Genomic DNA, 15,335 nt, shown 5'->3' on the forward strand with positions numbered 1-15,335 from the left:
GGGTGCGGCGCGCCGGGGCGGGGGCGTCGGCGGGAGAAGTGGCGGAACGCTTCGTCCCTTGCGGGGAGCAGGGCGGGGCGCCCCTCCCGGAAGCGGGTGGGATTCAAGGGGCGCACTGGGGTTTATCGCCTTGTCGTCACGCTTGCGTGCGAATGGTGGCGTCCGGGGTGGTTCGCCGGGGATTCCCTGGGCAACCCTGATCTCGCGACGTCGTGCACAGCACCGGGGCGGGGGGCCAACTTCCCTGGTGGCAGCCGTACTTCACGCGCACACGGTCCTGAGCCGGTGCGTCCTTGTTCTGGAGGGAACACAACATGGCAAGCATCCGTACCGCCCGCGTCATCGCCGCGGTCTCCGCCCTTCCGCTCGCGGCCGCCCTCTTCACCGGCGTCGCGGCGGCGGACAGCGGCGCCCTCGCGGACGACGGAGCGAACGCGACGGCCACGAGCTCCGAGGTCGACGCCCTCGGCAGCGGTGTCGGCGGCGACAACTTCGGCAACTCGGCCACCTCGCAGCAGCAGGCCACCGGATCCGGCGCCACGAACCAGAACAACACCGCCCAGGTCAACGGTTCCGCCTTCACGGCCGTCAACCAGGGCAACGACAACGTGGCCGTCAGCTTCAGCCCGCTGTGGTGAGGCCGGCGTCCTGACCGTGGGGGTGTGCTTCGTGGGGTGCAAGGCGTCCGGGCGGCGGTGCTTCGGTACCGCCGCTCAGGCGTGCCCGGGACGCGGACGTCGACGGCCCGGGTGCTCCGGGTCCTTCTCGGGGGCCGACCCGTAGTACCCCTCATCCGCCCGTCCACCTTCAGGAGGTGCAGTCGGCCGCACCCCTACAACCTGAGGGGGACGTGCCTTCGGGACCTGCGGGCGATCCGCGGGACCGGCCCCGCTCATAGCGTTGAGCCATGACCACACCCGTCTGCACAAGGGCTTCGGAAGCCGCCTCTCCGGCGACAGCGGCGCAGACCCTCCCGTACCCGTCGTTCTCGTCGTACATGAGGGCTCGCCAGCCGGTGCTCCTGCGTACCGCCCGGTCGCTGACCGGGAACCCGAGCGACGCGGAGGACCTGCTGCAGACCGCGCTCACCAAGACGTACGTCGCCTGGGAGCGCATAGAGGACCACCGGGCGCTCGACGGCTATGTGCGCAGGGCGCTGCTGAACACGCGCACCTCGCAGTGGCGCAAGCGCAAGGTCGACGAGTTCGCCTGTGACGAGCTGCCCGAGCCCGACCCGGTGCCCGGCGGTGACGACCCGGCCGAGCACCAGGCGCTGCGCGACGCGATGTGGCGGGCGATCATGCGGCTGCCCGCGCGGCAGCGGGCGATGGTCGTGCTGCGGTACTACGAGGACCTCAGCGAGGTCCAGACGGCCGAAGTGCTCGGCGTCTCGGTGGGCACGGTGAAGTCGGCCGTGTCGAGGGCGCTCGGCAAGCTCCGCGAGGACGCCGAACTGGGGCTCGTCCGCAGCTGAAGGGCACCGGGCCTCCGGCGCGGCGTGATCGATCATTCGCTCCCCTAGTGACATACCGCGCGGTATGTGCGCAGAATCAGCGCAACCCGTACCGCCGCGCAGGCAATGTCGCCCAGGAGGACGCCGTGCTGAGCACCATGCAGGACGTACCGCTGCTGATCTCGAGGATCCTGACCCACGGGTCGACGATCCACGGCACCTCACAGGTGACCACCTGGACCGGCGAGGGCGAACCGCACCGCCGTTCCTACGCGGAGATCGGCGCCCGGGCGGCCCAGCTGGCCCACGCCCTGCGCGACGACCTCGGCGTCACCGGCGACGACCGGGTCGCCACCCTCATGTGGAACAACGCCGAGCACGTCGAGGCGTACTTCGCGATCCCCTCCATGGGCGCCGTCCTCCACACCCTGAACCTCCGCCTCCCGGCCGAGCAGCTCGCGTGGATCGTCAACCACGCCGCCGACCGGGTGATCATCGTCAACGGTTCGCTGATCCCCCTGCTCGCCCCGCTGCTGCCGCACCTGAAGACGGTCGAGCACGTGGTCGTCTCCGGCCCCGGGGACCGTTCCGCGCTGGCGGACGCCACCGCGCGGGTGCACGAGTACGAGGACCTGCTCGCCGGACAGCCCGTCGCCTACGACTGGCCGGAGCTGGACGAGCGCGCCGCCGCCTCCATGTGCTACACCTCCGGCACCACCGGCGACCCCAAGGGCGTGGTCTACAGCCACCGCTCCGTCTACCTGCACTCCATGCAGGTGAACATGGCACAGTCGATGGGCCTGACCGACCAGGACACCTCGCTGGTCGTGGTCCCGCAGTTCCACGTCAACGCCTGGGGCCTGCCGCACGCCACCTTCATGACCGGCGTCAACATGCTGATGCCGGACCGCTTCCTGCAGCCCGCCCCGCTCGCCGAGATGATCGAGGGCGAGAGGCCGACCCACGCCGCCGCCGTCCCCACCATCTGGCAGGGGCTGCTCGCCGAGCTGACCGCCAAGCCGCGTGACGTGTCCTCCCTCACCCAGGTCACCATCGGCGGCTCCGCCTGTCCGCCCTCCCTGATGGAGGCGTTCGACCAGCTGGGCATGCGGGTCTGCCACGCCTGGGGCATGACGGAGACCTCCCCGCTCGGCACCATCGCCCGCCCGCCGGCCCACGCCGTGGGCACCGAGGAGGAGTTCGCCTACCGGCTGACCCAGGGCCGCTTCCCGGCCGGAGTCGAGGCCCGCCTCACCGGCCCCGGCGGCGAACGCCTCCCCTGGGACGGCGAGTCCGCGGGCGAGCTGGAGGTCCGCGGCACGTGGATCGCGGGCGCCTACTACAACGGCCCCGACGCCGAGCCCCTGCGCCCGGCCGACAAGTTCAGCGAGGACGGCTGGCTGAAGACCGGCGATGTGGGCACCATCAGCCCCGACGGCTTCCTGACCCTGACCGACCGGGCCAAGGACGTCATCAAGTCCGGTGGCGAGTGGATCTCCTCGGTCGAGCTGGAGAACGCGCTGATGGCCCACCCGGACGTCGCCGAGGCCGCCGTCGTCGCCGTCCCGGACGACAAGTGGGGCGAGCGCCCGCTGGCCACGGTCGTCCTCAGGGAGGGCTCCACCGCCGACTTCACCGCCCTGCGGACCTTCCTCCAGGAGGAGGGCGGGATCGCCAAGTGGCAGCTCCCGGAGCGCTGGACGGTGATCGAGTCGGTGCCGAAGACCAGCGTCGGCAAGTTCGACAAGAAGGTGCTGCGCAGGCAGTACGCCGAGGGCGCGCTGGACGTCACCCGGATCTGACACCGGCGTACGCCGAGGGGGAGCTGGACGTCACCCGGCTCTGACCGGCGTACGCCGTATGCGCCGGGCGGCGAGGTGGAACCCGAGGCGGCACCTCACCGACCGGCGGCACCGGTCACCGCCGTACCGCCGTGCTCCCCCAGCCCAGTGCCAGCCAGACCGCCGCCACCGCCGACACCCCGCCCCAGCCGAAGTGGGTGAAGGCGGGGCCCGCGAGGGCCGAGGCGGTGGCGCCGCCGGCGAAGCCGGAGACGACGTAGGCGGTGTTGGCGACGGCCGGGCTGGAGGTGGTGGTCAGGGCGAGGGTCTGGTTGGCGACGTGGGAGGCGACCAGGGCCGCGTGGATCGCGATCGCGGCGACGAACAGGGCCCAGACGACCTGCCCGCCCAGCCAGAACAGCGGCACGGAGACGGCCGCGAGCAGATACGCCCCCCGTACGACCCGGGCGGCGCCGAAACGGTCGACCAGCCCGCCCGCCAGCGGCGCCACCGCGCTCGCCGCGAGCCCGAAGAGGCCGAACAGCCCGGCGGTGGCGGTGGACATGTTGTAGGCCGGGCCCGTCAGCAGCAGGGCGAGCGAGGTCCACAGCGCGCTCCACGCGCCGAACATCCCCGCCTGGCGCACCGACGCGCGCCACAGGTCGGGCGAGCGGCGCAGCAGCCCGGGCAGCGCGGCGAGGCCGCCGAACAGGGAGCCGTCGCGGTGGCGCCGCCCGGACGGCAGGACGAGGGCGGTGGCGGTGCCCAGGGCGAGCGTGAGGACGGCCGCGCCCGCGAACACCCACCGCCAGCCGAAGGCCTGCCCGGCGAGTCCGCCGAGGACCCGGGCCGCGACGATGCCGGTGAACAGGCCGGCGATCACGGCCGCGACATGGCGGGCGCGGCGGGCGGCGGGGGCGCGCTCGGCGACCAGCGGGACGAGCAGCTGCGGCACCACGGTCCCGGCCGAGGCGACGAACACGGCGGCCGCCAGCGCGCCGGTGCCCGGGGCGACGGCACCGGCGATCAGGGCGGCGGTGGTGACCAGGGTGAGGGCGGTGACCAGCCGGCGCCGGTCGGCGGTGTCGCCGAGCGGGGCGAAGAAGAGCAGCCCGACGGCGTACCCGAACTGGGCGACCGAGGCGATCCAGGCCACGGCCGACGGTGTGGAACCGAAGTCGCGGGCGATCAGGGAGAGCAGGGGCGCGGCGAGGTAGATGTTGGCGGCCGTGACCGCGGTGCAGACGGCGATGAGCGTGAGGAACGCGGCGGAGCCGCGGGACGGACCCGGGCCCGCCCCGGGAGCCGGGAGCGGTGGCCTGCGGGCCTGTCGGCCGGTGGTGGTGGCGCTGGGCGCTGAGGACATGAGCGGGGTACCCCTTCGAGCCTGCTCTAGCAACTAACTGGTTGGTTGGCTGATGGAGGGAACAGTCTGCGTCTCCTCCGGATTCCCTGTCAACCAAACAGTTGGTTACAAGTGGCGCTACCCTGTCCCCATGGCAGTCAGGGACCCCGAGGCCACCAAGGCCCGGATCTTCGAGGCGGCGGTCACCGAGTTCGCCCGCCACGGCATCGCCGGTGCCCGCATCGACCGCATCGCGGCCGAGGCGAAGGCCAACAAGCAGCTCATCTATGCCTACTTCGGCAACAAGGCGGAGCTGTTCGCGATCGTCCTCGAGCGGAAGATGCTGGGCCTCGCCGAGTCCGTCCCCGTCGACCCGGACGACATCGAGGGCTGGGTCGACCGGCTGATGGACTACCACGCCGCCCACCCCGAACTGCTGCGCCTGCTCTTCTGGGAGGGCCTGGAGTACGGCACCGACGAGCTGCCCCACGAGGGCGAACGCCAGGAGCACTACGTCCGCAAGGTCGCCCTGCTCCGGGACGGCCAGGAGCGCGGAGCCGTCACCGACGCCATCCCGGCCGGCGACCTGCTGTTCCTGCTGACCGCGCTGACCAACTGGACGGCCGTCGTCCCGCAGATGCGCCGCATCCTGGTCGGCGAGGAGGCCGACGACCGCGCCCGGCTGCGCGCGTCCGTGAAGGAGGCGGCCCGCCGCCTGGTCGCCCGCTGACGGCGGCGCGGGTCAGTTGGTCCCGATCCGCGCCAGCAGGTCGACGATCCTGTCCTGCACCTCTTCACTGGTGGACCGCTCCGCCAGGAACAGCACCGTCTCGCCGGAGGCCAGCCGCGGCAGGTCCGCCTGGTCGACGGCGGCCGTGTAGACGACGAGCGGGGTGCGGTTGAGCTGCCCGTTCGCCCGCAGCCAGTCGACGATCCCGGCGGACCCGGCCTGGGGCCGGTGCACCCGCATCAGGTCCATCACCACCAGGTTCGGCCGGAACTGCCCCGCCAGCGCCACCGCGTCGGCGTCACTCGCGGCCCGCGCGACCTGCATCCCGCGCCGCTCCAGCGTCCCGGTCAGCGCCAGCGCGATCTCCGCGTGCTCCTCGATCAGCAGCACGCGCGGGGGGTGCTGATCGCTGTCGCGCGGCGCGAGCGCCTTCAGCAGTACGGCGGGATCGGCGCCGTACGCGGCATCGCGCGAGGCCTGTCCGAGCCCGGCCGTGACGAGCACCGGCACCTTGGCGGCCACCGCCGCCTGCCGCAGCGACTGCAGGGCCGTACGGGTGATCGGCCCGGTCAGCGGGTCCACGAACAGCGCGGCGGGGAACGCCGCGATCTGCGCGTCGACCTCCTCGCGCGAGTGCACGATCACCGGCCGGTAGCCGCGGTCGCTCAGTGCCTGCTGCGTGGTGACGTCCGGCGCGGGCCACACCAGCAGCCGGCGCGGGTTGTCCAGCGGCTCCGGGGGCAGCTCGTCGTCCATCGGCTGCGGACGCGGCGGGTCCGCCACCTCGACGGCTCCGCCCGGACCGTCCAGCGGCTCGGGCCCCTCGGCGGCGTCCGCGTCGGGCGCCCCTATGGCGTACGACCGTCCGGTGCCCTCGGTCGTCGGCGCGAGCCGGGAGTGCGCCGGCGCGTGCGCGGGGGCGGGTACGGGCTCGGCCGACGGGTGCGGTCGCGCGTTCTGCTCGTTGTCCGCGGCCGGGTCGGGGCGCGTGCCGAGCTTGCGGCGGCGGCCGGAGCCGCCCGGCTGGTGCGGGGGAGGCGTGGCCGACGGCAGCGGCTGCTGCACCTGAGCGGCCTGCCGGTTGAACGGCACGCCCTGCCCCAGCGTCCGCACGCTGATCGCCCGCCCCTGCGTGGAGTTCGGATCGACCGGCGCCGCGGCCTCCGCGGGCAACGGCTGAGCGGCCCGCTGCACCGGCGCACCCTCGGGCGGCAACGGGGTGCCGGCGGCAGGGGTCGGCTGCGACGGGCCCGCGGCCGCCGGTACGGCCGTACCGGCACCGGAGGTGTCACCGGCGGCGGGCCACTGCTGCGGGGCGGGGGCGCCTCCGGCCGCGGCACCGGGCGCGGCCTCGGCGGGAAGCGGCTGCGCGGGGGGAAGCGGCTGCGCCGCCTCTGCCCGCGCCTGTCCCTGCGCGGGTGCGGGAACGCCGGGTGCCGAGGGCGTGACGCCTTGCGGCGGCACCGCGGCACCGTGTGCCGGTACGGGAGCGCCCTGCGGGGGAACGGCCGCGCCCTGCGCGGGTACGGGAACCCCGTGTGCCGGGACCGGAGCCCCTTGCGGGGGAACGGCCGCGCCCTGCGCGGGTACGGGAACCCCGTGTGCCGGGACCGGAGCCCCTTGCGGGGGAACGGTCGCGCCCTGTGCGGATACCGGAGCCCCGGGTGCCGGGGGCGTGGCGCCCTGCGGCGGGACCGGAGCAGCCTGGGGTGCGACGGGAGCACCTTGAGGCGAGACGGCGGCGCCCTGTGCGGGTACGGGGGCCCCGTGTGGCGGGACCGTGGCGCCCTGCGGCGGTACGGGAGCGCCCGGTACCGCGGCGCCGTGTGCGGGTACGGGAGCGCCTTGCGGGGGAACGGCCACACCCTGTGCGGGTACGGGAGCGCCCTGTGGCGCAGCGGAAGTCCCCTGGGGCGGGACCGCGGCGCCCTGGACCGGAACAGCCGCGCCCTGAGCGGGTACGGGAGCCCCCTGCGGTGGAACCGCAGCGCCCTGCGGTGCGACAGGCGCCCCCTGCGCAGGCGCCGCCCCCCATTGCGCCGAGGCCCCCAGGGCCACCGGAGCCTGGGCGGTCGCCGTCGGCGCCGACGGCGTGGGTGGCGCGGTCGGAGCGGGAGCCTCGGCGGGGGTGCCGTCGGGCTCCACCGGCTGGGCGACGGCCCGCCGCCGGCGGCCCGTCGGGGCGCTGGTGGGATGGGGCTGCGGTGGAGTGTGGTCGTCGGCCTGGTCGTGCGGAACGGCGTCATGGCGGCCGTTGTCGACCCCGGCCTGCCCGGCCCTCCCGGTCTGCCCGATCGCCGCTGTCTGCCCGGTCGCCTCGGCCTGTGCCGCCTGCCCGGCCTGCTGTTCCTGGTCCGCCTCGGCCGGCGGCAGCGCGAACACCGTACGGGGCGCGGCCTCCTGCGCCGCCGCCCGCTCGGTGGCGGCGGCCAGCGCCCGCCGACGCCGCCCCGTCGGCTCCGACTGCCCCGAAGCCTGAGCCGGAACGTGCACCGCGACCCCGGCCTGGGGCGCGTCGGCCGCTCCGTCCACGCCGGACGGCGCGGGCAGCGCCGGCGGCAGCGCGTGCTGTTCGCCGGACTCGTGCCGGGCACGCAGCCCGGACGGCGCCGGCACCCCCTGCGGCGGTACGGTCCCGCCCAGCCCCGTGTTCGACGCGGCGGCCCCCGCCGCGTGCTCGGCGGCGGTGACGACGGCCCCCTCGGACACCCCGGCCGCCCCGGCGAGCTCGACCTCGGCACCCACCCCGGCCGGCGCGTCCTCGGCCGGCCGGCCACGCCGGCGCCCGGTACCGCTGGACGCCGCCGGTGCCGGAAGCTCCGCCTGCGCCGGCTCGTCGTCGGCGGCGGCCGCCCGGCGCCTGCGCCGGCCGGTGGGCGCGGACTCCGTGCCGGAGCCGTCGTGCGCGCCCGGCACCTCGCTCTCCAGGAAGGCGTCCACGGACGCACGCCGCGCCCGGCGCCGCCCTCCGCCACCGAGGGCCGGATCGGCGGGAGCGGCCTCCTCGGCCGGAACCGCCGTGTCCGGGGTGGCCGCCACGGAACCCGCCCCGCCCCCGATCGGCACCTCGAGGACGAACGCGCTGCCGCTCATCCCGGGCACCTCGTGCGTCTGCAGCACACCGCCGTGCGCCCGGACGATGCCGCGCACGATCGGCTCGTGCACCGGGTCGCCGCCGCCGTACGGTCCGCGCACCTCGATGCGTACGACCTCGCCGCGCTGCGCCGCCGCGACCACGACCGTGTTGTCCAGGTAGCCGCCCGCCGACACGGGCGTGTTGCCGGTCGCGTCGACACCCGCGACGTCCGCGACGAGGTGCGCGAGGGCGGTCGCGAGCAGCCGCGGGTCGACCTCGGCCTCGATGGGCGGCGCGTGCACGGCGAACTGCACCCGTCCGGGACCGATGAGCTCCACGGCCCCGTCGACCCCGGCGGCGACGACGGCGTCGAGCATCACCTTCGTGCGGGCGACCTGCTCGCCGCCGGCGTCGAGCCGCTGGTAGCCGAGGACGTTGTCGATGAGGGTGGTGATCCGGGCGTAGCCGGCCGACAGGTGGTGGAGCACCTGGTTGGCCTCGGGCCACAGCTGCCCGGCGTCGTCGGCGGCCAGCGCGGACAGCTCCCGGCGCAGTTCGTCCAGCGGGCCCCGCAGGGACCGCCCGAGCAGGGTGAGCAGCTGGTCGTGGCGCGCGGCGAGGGCCTCGTAGCGGTCCTTCTCCCGCTCGCCGAGCGCGGCGTACCGCTCCTCGTTCGCGGCGAGTTCCTCCGCGTGCTGCTCGCGCAGCTCCTCCAGCTCGGTGACGTGGCCCTGGCGCAGGGCGGTGAGTTCGGAGGCGTGTTCCTCGGCGAGCCGCTCCAGCTCCTCGGCGTGCTCCCGCTCGGCCTTCTCCTTCTCCTCGACGAGCGCGTCGTGGGGGCGGCGGTCGAGGAACGTCATGACGGCGCCGACGAGCTGGTCGCCGTCGCGCACCGGCGCGGTCGTCAGGTCGACCGGCAGCTTGTCGCCGTTCTTGGCGTACAGCACCTGACCGCGCACCCGGTGCTTGCGCCCGGAGCGCAGGGTGTCGGCGAGCGGGGACTCGTCGTACGGGAAGGGGGCGCCGTCGGCGCGCGAGTGCAGGACGAGCGTGTGCAGTTCGCGCCCGCCGAGTTCGCCGGCCCGGTAACCCAGTATCTGGGCGGCGGCCGGGTTGACGAGGACGATCCGCCCGTCGGTGTCGGTCCCGACGACGCCTTCGGAGGCGGCGCGCAGGATCATCTCGGTCTGCCGCTGCGAACGCGCCAGCTCGGCCTCGGTGTCGACGGTGCCGGAGAGGTCGCGGACGACGAGCATCAGCAGTTCGTCGCCGGTGTAGCCGTACGTGTCGTACGCCTGCTGGCCGGTCTCCAGATTCGCACTGGTGACCTCGACCGGGAACTCGGTCCCGTCGGTCCGCCGGGCGATCATCCGCGTCGGCTTGGTGCGCGCCCGGGGATCGATGTGGTCGGGCCGCCGCATGGACCCGGGGATGAGCTTGGAGTCGAACTGCGGCAGCAGATCCAGCAGCCCCCGCCCCACCAGCGCCGTGCCCGGGGTCTCGAACGCCTCCAGGGCGATGGCGTTGGCGTTGACGACCGTCCCGTTGGCGTTGACCAGCACCAGGGCGTCCGGAAGGGCGTCCAGTATGGCTGCGAGGCGAGCAGTGCCCCGGGATGGCCTGCTGCTCACGAGACGCTTCCTCCCTGTTACCGCGACGTGCCGACCGCTCGGGCCATCTTGCCAACCTGCCCGCAGCGTGTCACGCGAGGGAGTCTAAGGGCTGGGATTGCTCCCGCGACGCCGGATGGGACGGACGTCGCACGGGGAAGTGACGGCGATGTGACGTCCGGTACGCCCGGAACCCGTGACTGCCTGCGCCGACGCGCCACGAACCTTCGCGGGACCTTTACGCCCCCTGTGCCCCGACTCGCCACCACGCGCCCCCCGCCGCTCCCGGTCACCCTCACGCGCGCCCCGCGGCGCGCGCTTCGGGCAGCAGCGGCACCAGCCGGTCCCAGCGGGCGATCTCGCATCCGTTCGTACGGTCGTAGGTCGCGTCGACGGGACGGCCGGCCCAGGTGCCGGTGACGCGGGCGGTGGCGGGCCCGCCGTACTGCAGGGTGCAGACGGTGTCCCGGGGCGCCGGGGCGAAGGCGTCCCGCCCCCACCGCGTGTTCCGCTCGACGGCCGCGCAGGCCCCGGCGGGGTCGGGATGGTTGCCGCCACTGGGCCGGCACCGCACCTCGTACGTCCCGTCCGCCCCGCCGCCCGCGTCGCGCACGGTGACGGTGAGCCGGTCACCGCGCGGAGGCGCGTCCTGCGCGTACGCCGCCGGGGGCGCGGTGGACAACGAGGTGAGGGCCGCGACGGAGGCGGCGGCGCCGACGACGAGCCGCCGCAGTCCGGGACGGGCGGCGGCGGGAGCCTGTGAGATGAGGTGCGACATGACCTGACCAACGCGCCACCGCGCGGGACGTTGCGCCACACCGATGCGGCGGCCGGAAGTGCTTTGCCCTGCGGGCTCCCCGCCTAGTACCGTGGGTGGCGATTGGTGACACCCCACGCGGATGTGTCATCATCGGCACGCACCGAATCCGCTCGCGCTCACGCGTGAAAGGTTCTGTGCATGGAGGCGTCGCCTAGTCCGGTCTATGGCGCCGCACTGCTAATGCGGTTTGGGCCTTAAAGCCCATCGAGGGTTCAAATCCCTCCGCCTCCGCACCGATCACGAAGCCCCGGCCCCTGCGGTCGGGGCTTCGTCGTTGCCGCCCCCGTCGACCCACCGCCGATTCCGCGTTTACGCAGGTCACAAGGGGTGAGCCAAACGGATTTCACATGGCGGCGGCAGTCATGTAATGTTCTTCCTGTCGCCGCGAGCGGGCCGAAAGGACCGGGGAGCGGCGAGATAACTGAAGAGACAAGCACTCGTAGCTTAACGGATAGAGCATCTGACTACGGATCAGAAGGTTGCAGGTTCGAATCCTGCCGAGTGCACACAGAACAGAGGCCCCGGAGAGATCCGGGGCCTCTGGCGTTCCCGGTGTCATTCGGGGCCGGAGTCCGCGTCGGCCGTGGGGGTGTCGTGCCGGTGCGGGCCCCGCTGGCGCAGGAGCGCGGCGCGCAGGTGGTGGGTCAGGGCGGTGGCCGCCGCCGTGAGGAAGACGAACGTGTAGAGGATCTGCAGGACGGTGACCAGGCGGGCCGCCTGGCCGTGCGGGGTGATGTCGCCGTAGCCGACGGTGGCGAGGGTGACCAGCGTGAAGTAGAGGGCGTCCAGGCGGGTGGCGATGCCGTCGAGCTCGCCGGGGCGCTGGGCCAGGGCCTGGTAGGCGGTCGCGAAGACCAGGACGGACAGGCTCATCAGCAGGGGGATGACCAGCCCCGGGCGGACGTCCGGGCGGTCGAGCAGGACGTGGACGACCTGCCTGAGCAGCAGGAGCGCGATCAGCGCCAGGGCGAGGCAGAAGAGGATCCAGCTCAGGGCCGGGCGGTCCGGGCCCAGCCGGTCCAGGGGCAGGAGGAAGTACGCGGTGACCATCGCCGCCACGCCCGCCGCCTGGGCCAGCCAGGGCCACAGGGAGCTCCAGACCGTGAACGCGCGTTCTAGGTCGGGGACTCGCGGCGTGGTGCGCACAGGGCCCAGATGATGAAGCCGTCGATGACGATGAGGGTGATCGCCCACACCGGCGCGTGGGGCAGCCACACGAAGTTGGCGATCATGCTGAGTCCGGCCAGCGCGATGCCCACCGCGCGGGCCCAGGCGGCCCCGGTGAACAGGGCGAGGCCGGCGGCGGTCACCACGGCGCCGAGGAGCAGGTGGATCCAGCCCCAGCCGGTCAGGCTGAACTCGTAGGTGAAGTTCCGGGTGGCGACGAAGACGTCGTCCTCGGCGATGGCGGCGATGCCCTGGAAGATCGCCATGATGCCGCCGAAGGTCATCATGATCGCCGCTGCCGCCGTCCAACTCGTCGCCCAAGGGCTCCTGGCCTCCCACCCGGCCTGGTGGTGGCGCGTGCCGCTGACATTGCTCGCCATGTGTCCGACCTTTCGGCTGTCCCCGAGCATTGCGGCCCCTCGACCAGGCTTGCACTCGAGCCCGCACTCGGCACCTCGGCGTCTCAGTCGGTGCGGCAGTACTCCTCCAGGTAGCCGGCCGCCACCGCGTTCGCGCGCCGGAACCAGTCGTGGAGCACGGCGATCTCCTCCGGGGCGTAGTCGGCGAAGAGTTCGGTGATGCGGGCGTAGTAGGGGTCGTAGATCTCGCGGGTGCGGGCCAGGGCGTCCGGCAGGGCGGCCACGCGGACGCGGCGGCGGTCCGCGGGGTCGGGGCGGCGGGTGATGTAGCCCGCGCGTTCCAGGCGGTTGAGGATCCCGGTCATCGCGCCCGTCGTGACGTGGACGCGGTCCGCCAGCTCGCCGGCCGTGAGCAGGTTCTCGCCGGCCTCGATGACGAAGGCGAAGCAGGTCAGGTCGGTGACGTTCAGGCCCACCTGCTGGGCGATCTCGTGCTGGCCCACCAGGTGGGTCGCGATGAGCTGGTCCATCGCCCACAGCGCCTGCTCCGGCGTGGCGGGCTGGCGCGGCTTGGCTTGCATTCCGGGTTCCTCGTTTTCCTTAGTGCGTGAGGGATTTCTGTGCTAAATCTCTTACGACGTGAGAGATTCTGGGTCGCGCAGAGGGGGCGGGCACGTGAGCGCACATCCATATGACCACGGGCACACGGTCGCGGGGTGGACGGGTTTCGGGATCGCCGGGGCCGGTACGGCGGTCGTGGGGTTCGGCGTCTGCGCGGTGTCCTGGCCGCTGCTGGCCGTCGGGGCGTCGGTCGCCCTGGCCGGCCTCGTCGTCACCTGGGTGCTGCACCTCGCCGGGTGGGGCAAGCCGCCGGGGCCCCGGCCGAGGGAGCAGTGGGGGTGGCGGGTGCGGGACGTGAGCGCCCGGCAGGGGCATGCGGGGTGCCTCGGCTGCCGGCTGGCCGGCCGGGGGCGGCCCGCGGCGCGGGAGGTGTCCGGGCGGGTCGTCGTACCCGGGGTGCGCGGTGGCGGGCAGGACGTGCGTCCCGTGGGGGCGGGGCGGACCGACGGCTGAGCCGCGGGCGTTGTCAGTGGTGCCCCCTAGTCTCGTCAGAGATGGCACAGGCGTGGAGATGCTCGGGGCTGCGGTGGTCGGCGGACGGCCCGGTGCTGGCGTGGGAGGGCGGCCGGCGCTCCGCGCTGACCCGGGGGAAACGGGTGGCCTTCGGGGTCGGGGAAGGGGGAGTGCGGACATGCGTGGGGGCACGGGGGCACGCGTGTCCGCTCGGGGCGGCCGTCCCGGGGCGGAGCACGGGGGCGCGCTGCGAGGAGTGCGCCCGGCTGGACCGGGCGCACTCGGTGGCCGCCGACACCCTCGTGGACGATCCGCGGCCCTACCGGGTGTACCTGGCGTGGTTCGGGCCCGGGATGACCAAGGTCGGGATCACCGCCGTGCGGCGCGGTTCCGCACGGCTGCTGGAGCAGGGGGCGGTCTGCTTCAGCTGGCTGGGGACCGGGCCGCTGATGGCGGCGCGGCGCACCGAGGAGCTGCTGCGCGCCGCGCTCCGCGTGCCCGACCGGATCCCCTACGCGGGCAAGCGGGCGGTGCGGGCGGTCCTCCCGGAGGAGGAAGGGGACCGGGCGGCCGAGATCGCCGGGTTGCACGCGCGGGCGCTCGCCCTGGACGGATGGCCGGAGTCGCTCGCCCGTGAGCCGTTCCGGCCGGTCGATCACGTCGGGGTGTTCGGCCTGGCGGGGGTGCCGGCCGCCGTGGGGGAGGTGAGCGAGCTGGTCGCCGGGGGCGCGGTGCGCGGTGAGCTGGTGGCCGCCGCCGGTCCCGACCTGCATCTGGCGACGGGGAAGGGGGTCGTGGTGCTGGACACCCGGCTGCTGACCGGATGGGGACTGCTTCCGGCCGGAGGACGGGAGTTCGCGGTGCCGGTCAGAGCGGTCAGGGACCGGGCGGCGGCGCAGGACGGGCTGTTCTGACCCGGGGCGCGGAACCTCTGGCCCCGTGTCCGACCCCCTCTGGACCTCGGGCACGGTCGCGGGTGATCGTGGGCGGCATGACCGCTCACCCCGACACCCGTACCGAGGCCGACGACGTACGGCGCTTCTGGGAAGGGCTCGGGCTGCCCGGGCTCGTCGACGTGCACACGCACTTCATGCCCGAGCGGGTGCTGCGGAAGGTGTGGGCCTACTTCGACGCGCTCGGGCCGCTCACCGGCGGCGTCGAGTGGCCGATCACCTACCGGGAGGAGGAGGCCGCACGGGCCGCGTTGCTGCGGGAGTTCGGCGTGCGGGCCTTCACCGCCATGCTCTACCCGCACAAGCCGGGCATGGCGCCCTGGTTGAACGACTGGGCGGCCGGCTTCGCCGCCCGCACGCCCGACTGCCTGCACACCTCGACGCTCTTCCCCGAGCCCGGGGTCGTGGACCACGTCCGGGACGCCGTCGACGCCGGCGCGCGGGTCTTCAAGGCACACGTGCAGGTCGGCGCGTACGACCCGGCCGACGAGTCGCTCGACGGCGCCTGGGGACTGCTCGCCGAGGCGGGCGTTCCGGTGGTGATCCACTGCGGGTCCGGGCCCGCGCCCGGCAAGCACACAGGACCCGGGCCGATCGCCCGGGTCCTGGCCCGGCACCCCCGGCTGCGGCTGATCGTGGCGCACCTCGGCATGCCCGAGTACGAGGACTTCCTGGACCTCGCCGAGCGGTACGGGGAGGTGCGGCTGGACACCACGATGGCGTTCACCGACTTCAGCGAACGCCTGGCGCCGTTCCCCCGGCGGGCCCTGCCCCGGCTGGCCGCCCTCGGCGACCGCGTCCTGCTCGGCTCGGACTTCCCCAACATCCCGTACCCCTACCTCCACCAGCTCCACGCGCTGGAGCGGCTGGGGCTCGGGGACGCCTGGCTGCGGGCGGTGTGCCACGACAACGCGGCCCGGCTCTTCGGCCTGCCCGGCTGAGCGGGGCCGCCCCGGCTGAGCGGCGT

General features: G+C 74.2%; 13 protein-coding genes and 2 tRNA genes. 9 read left to right on the forward strand and 6 right to left on the reverse strand.

Annotation, left to right across the window (positions count from 1 at the left end):
* Positions 1-314 precede the first annotated feature (314 nt).
* The 3 genes from KUM38_RS09105 to KUM38_RS09115 all read left to right on the forward strand — a co-directional run bounded on the left by KUM38_RS09105 (position 315) and on the right by KUM38_RS09115 (position 3,255).
* A complete protein-coding gene (locus KUM38_RS09105) occupies positions 315-638 on the forward strand; it encodes a hypothetical protein (protein WP_217128791.1) in 324 nt (107 codons plus the stop codon).
* Positions 639-907: 269 nt separating this feature from the next.
* On the forward strand, positions 908-1,474 hold the full coding sequence (locus tag KUM38_RS09110; RefSeq protein ID WP_217128792.1) for a SigE family RNA polymerase sigma factor: 567 nt from the start codon (positions 908-910) through the stop codon (positions 1,472-1,474).
* A 137-nt stretch (positions 1,475-1,611) separates the two neighbouring features.
* Entirely contained in the window at positions 1,612-3,255 is a 1,644-nt protein-coding gene (locus KUM38_RS09115) for a long-chain fatty acid--CoA ligase (RefSeq protein WP_217128827.1), read from the forward strand.
* A 115-nt stretch (positions 3,256-3,370) separates the two neighbouring features.
* On the opposite strand, the gene KUM38_RS09120 is transcribed toward KUM38_RS09115, so the two are convergent.
* A complete protein-coding gene (locus KUM38_RS09120; RefSeq protein WP_217128793.1) occupies positions 3,371-4,600 on the reverse strand; it encodes an MFS transporter in 1,230 nt (409 codons plus the stop codon).
* Positions 4,601-4,730: 130 nt separating this feature from the next.
* Between KUM38_RS09120 and KUM38_RS09125 the strand changes: the two genes are divergently transcribed.
* A complete protein-coding gene (locus KUM38_RS09125; protein WP_217128794.1) occupies positions 4,731-5,309 on the forward strand; it encodes a TetR family transcriptional regulator in 579 nt (192 codons plus the stop codon).
* 12 nt (positions 5,310-5,321) lie between these two features.
* On the opposite strand, the gene KUM38_RS09130 is transcribed toward KUM38_RS09125, so the two are convergent.
* Positions 5,322-10,016 (reverse strand): PAS domain-containing protein, encoded by a 4,695-nt coding sequence (locus tag KUM38_RS09130; RefSeq protein WP_217128795.1) that lies wholly within the window; start codon positions 10,014-10,016, stop codon positions 5,322-5,324.
* Between the two features lie 274 nt (positions 10,017-10,290).
* Entirely contained in the window at positions 10,291-10,773 is a 483-nt protein-coding gene (locus KUM38_RS09135) for an SSI family serine proteinase inhibitor (RefSeq protein ID WP_217128796.1), read from the reverse strand.
* A gap of 182 nt (positions 10,774-10,955) precedes the next feature.
* On the opposite strand from KUM38_RS09135, the gene KUM38_RS09140 reads away from it, so the two are divergent.
* Positions 10,956-11,046, forward strand: a tRNA-Ser gene (locus KUM38_RS09140).
* Between the two features lie 202 nt (positions 11,047-11,248).
* A tRNA-Arg gene (locus tag KUM38_RS09145) sits at positions 11,249-11,321 on the forward strand.
* 49 nt (positions 11,322-11,370) lie between these two features.
* Here the strand turns inward: KUM38_RS09145 and KUM38_RS09150 are convergent.
* The 3 genes from KUM38_RS09150 to KUM38_RS09160 all read right to left on the reverse strand — a co-directional run bounded on the left by KUM38_RS09150 (position 11,371) and on the right by KUM38_RS09160 (position 12,922).
* Positions 11,371-11,865 (reverse strand): potassium channel family protein, encoded by a 495-nt coding sequence (locus KUM38_RS09150; protein ID WP_217128828.1) that lies wholly within the window; start codon positions 11,863-11,865, stop codon positions 11,371-11,373.
* A gap of 65 nt (positions 11,866-11,930) precedes the next feature.
* Complete coding sequence (locus KUM38_RS09155) at positions 11,931-12,362, reverse strand: hypothetical protein (protein WP_217128797.1); 432 nt, start codon at positions 12,360-12,362, stop codon at positions 11,931-11,933.
* A gap of 83 nt (positions 12,363-12,445) precedes the next feature.
* Complete coding sequence (locus KUM38_RS09160) at positions 12,446-12,922, reverse strand: MarR family winged helix-turn-helix transcriptional regulator (RefSeq protein WP_217128798.1); 477 nt, start codon at positions 12,920-12,922, stop codon at positions 12,446-12,448.
* Positions 12,923-13,016: 94 nt separating this feature from the next.
* On the opposite strand from KUM38_RS09160, the gene KUM38_RS09165 reads away from it, so the two are divergent.
* The 3 genes from KUM38_RS09165 to KUM38_RS09175 all read left to right on the forward strand — a co-directional run bounded on the left by KUM38_RS09165 (position 13,017) and on the right by KUM38_RS09175 (position 15,309).
* Positions 13,017-13,415, forward strand: a complete 399-nt coding sequence (locus KUM38_RS09165; RefSeq protein WP_308408932.1) for an HGxxPAAW family protein — start codon at positions 13,017-13,019, stop codon at positions 13,413-13,415.
* A gap of 41 nt (positions 13,416-13,456) precedes the next feature.
* The gene (locus KUM38_RS09170; protein ID WP_217128799.1) at positions 13,457-14,329 is read left to right on the forward strand and encodes a DUF2797 domain-containing protein; all 873 of its coding nucleotides are present in this window, start codon (positions 13,457-13,459) and stop codon (positions 14,327-14,329) included.
* A gap of 77 nt (positions 14,330-14,406) precedes the next feature.
* On the forward strand, positions 14,407-15,309 hold the full coding sequence (locus KUM38_RS09175) for an amidohydrolase family protein (protein WP_217128800.1): 903 nt from the start codon (positions 14,407-14,409) through the stop codon (positions 15,307-15,309).
* Positions 15,310-15,335: the final 26 nt, after the last annotated feature.

Source organism: Streptomyces sp. AC558_RSS880 (assembly GCF_019049255.1).
Lineage (GTDB): Bacteria > Actinomycetota > Actinomycetes > Streptomycetales > Streptomycetaceae > Streptomyces.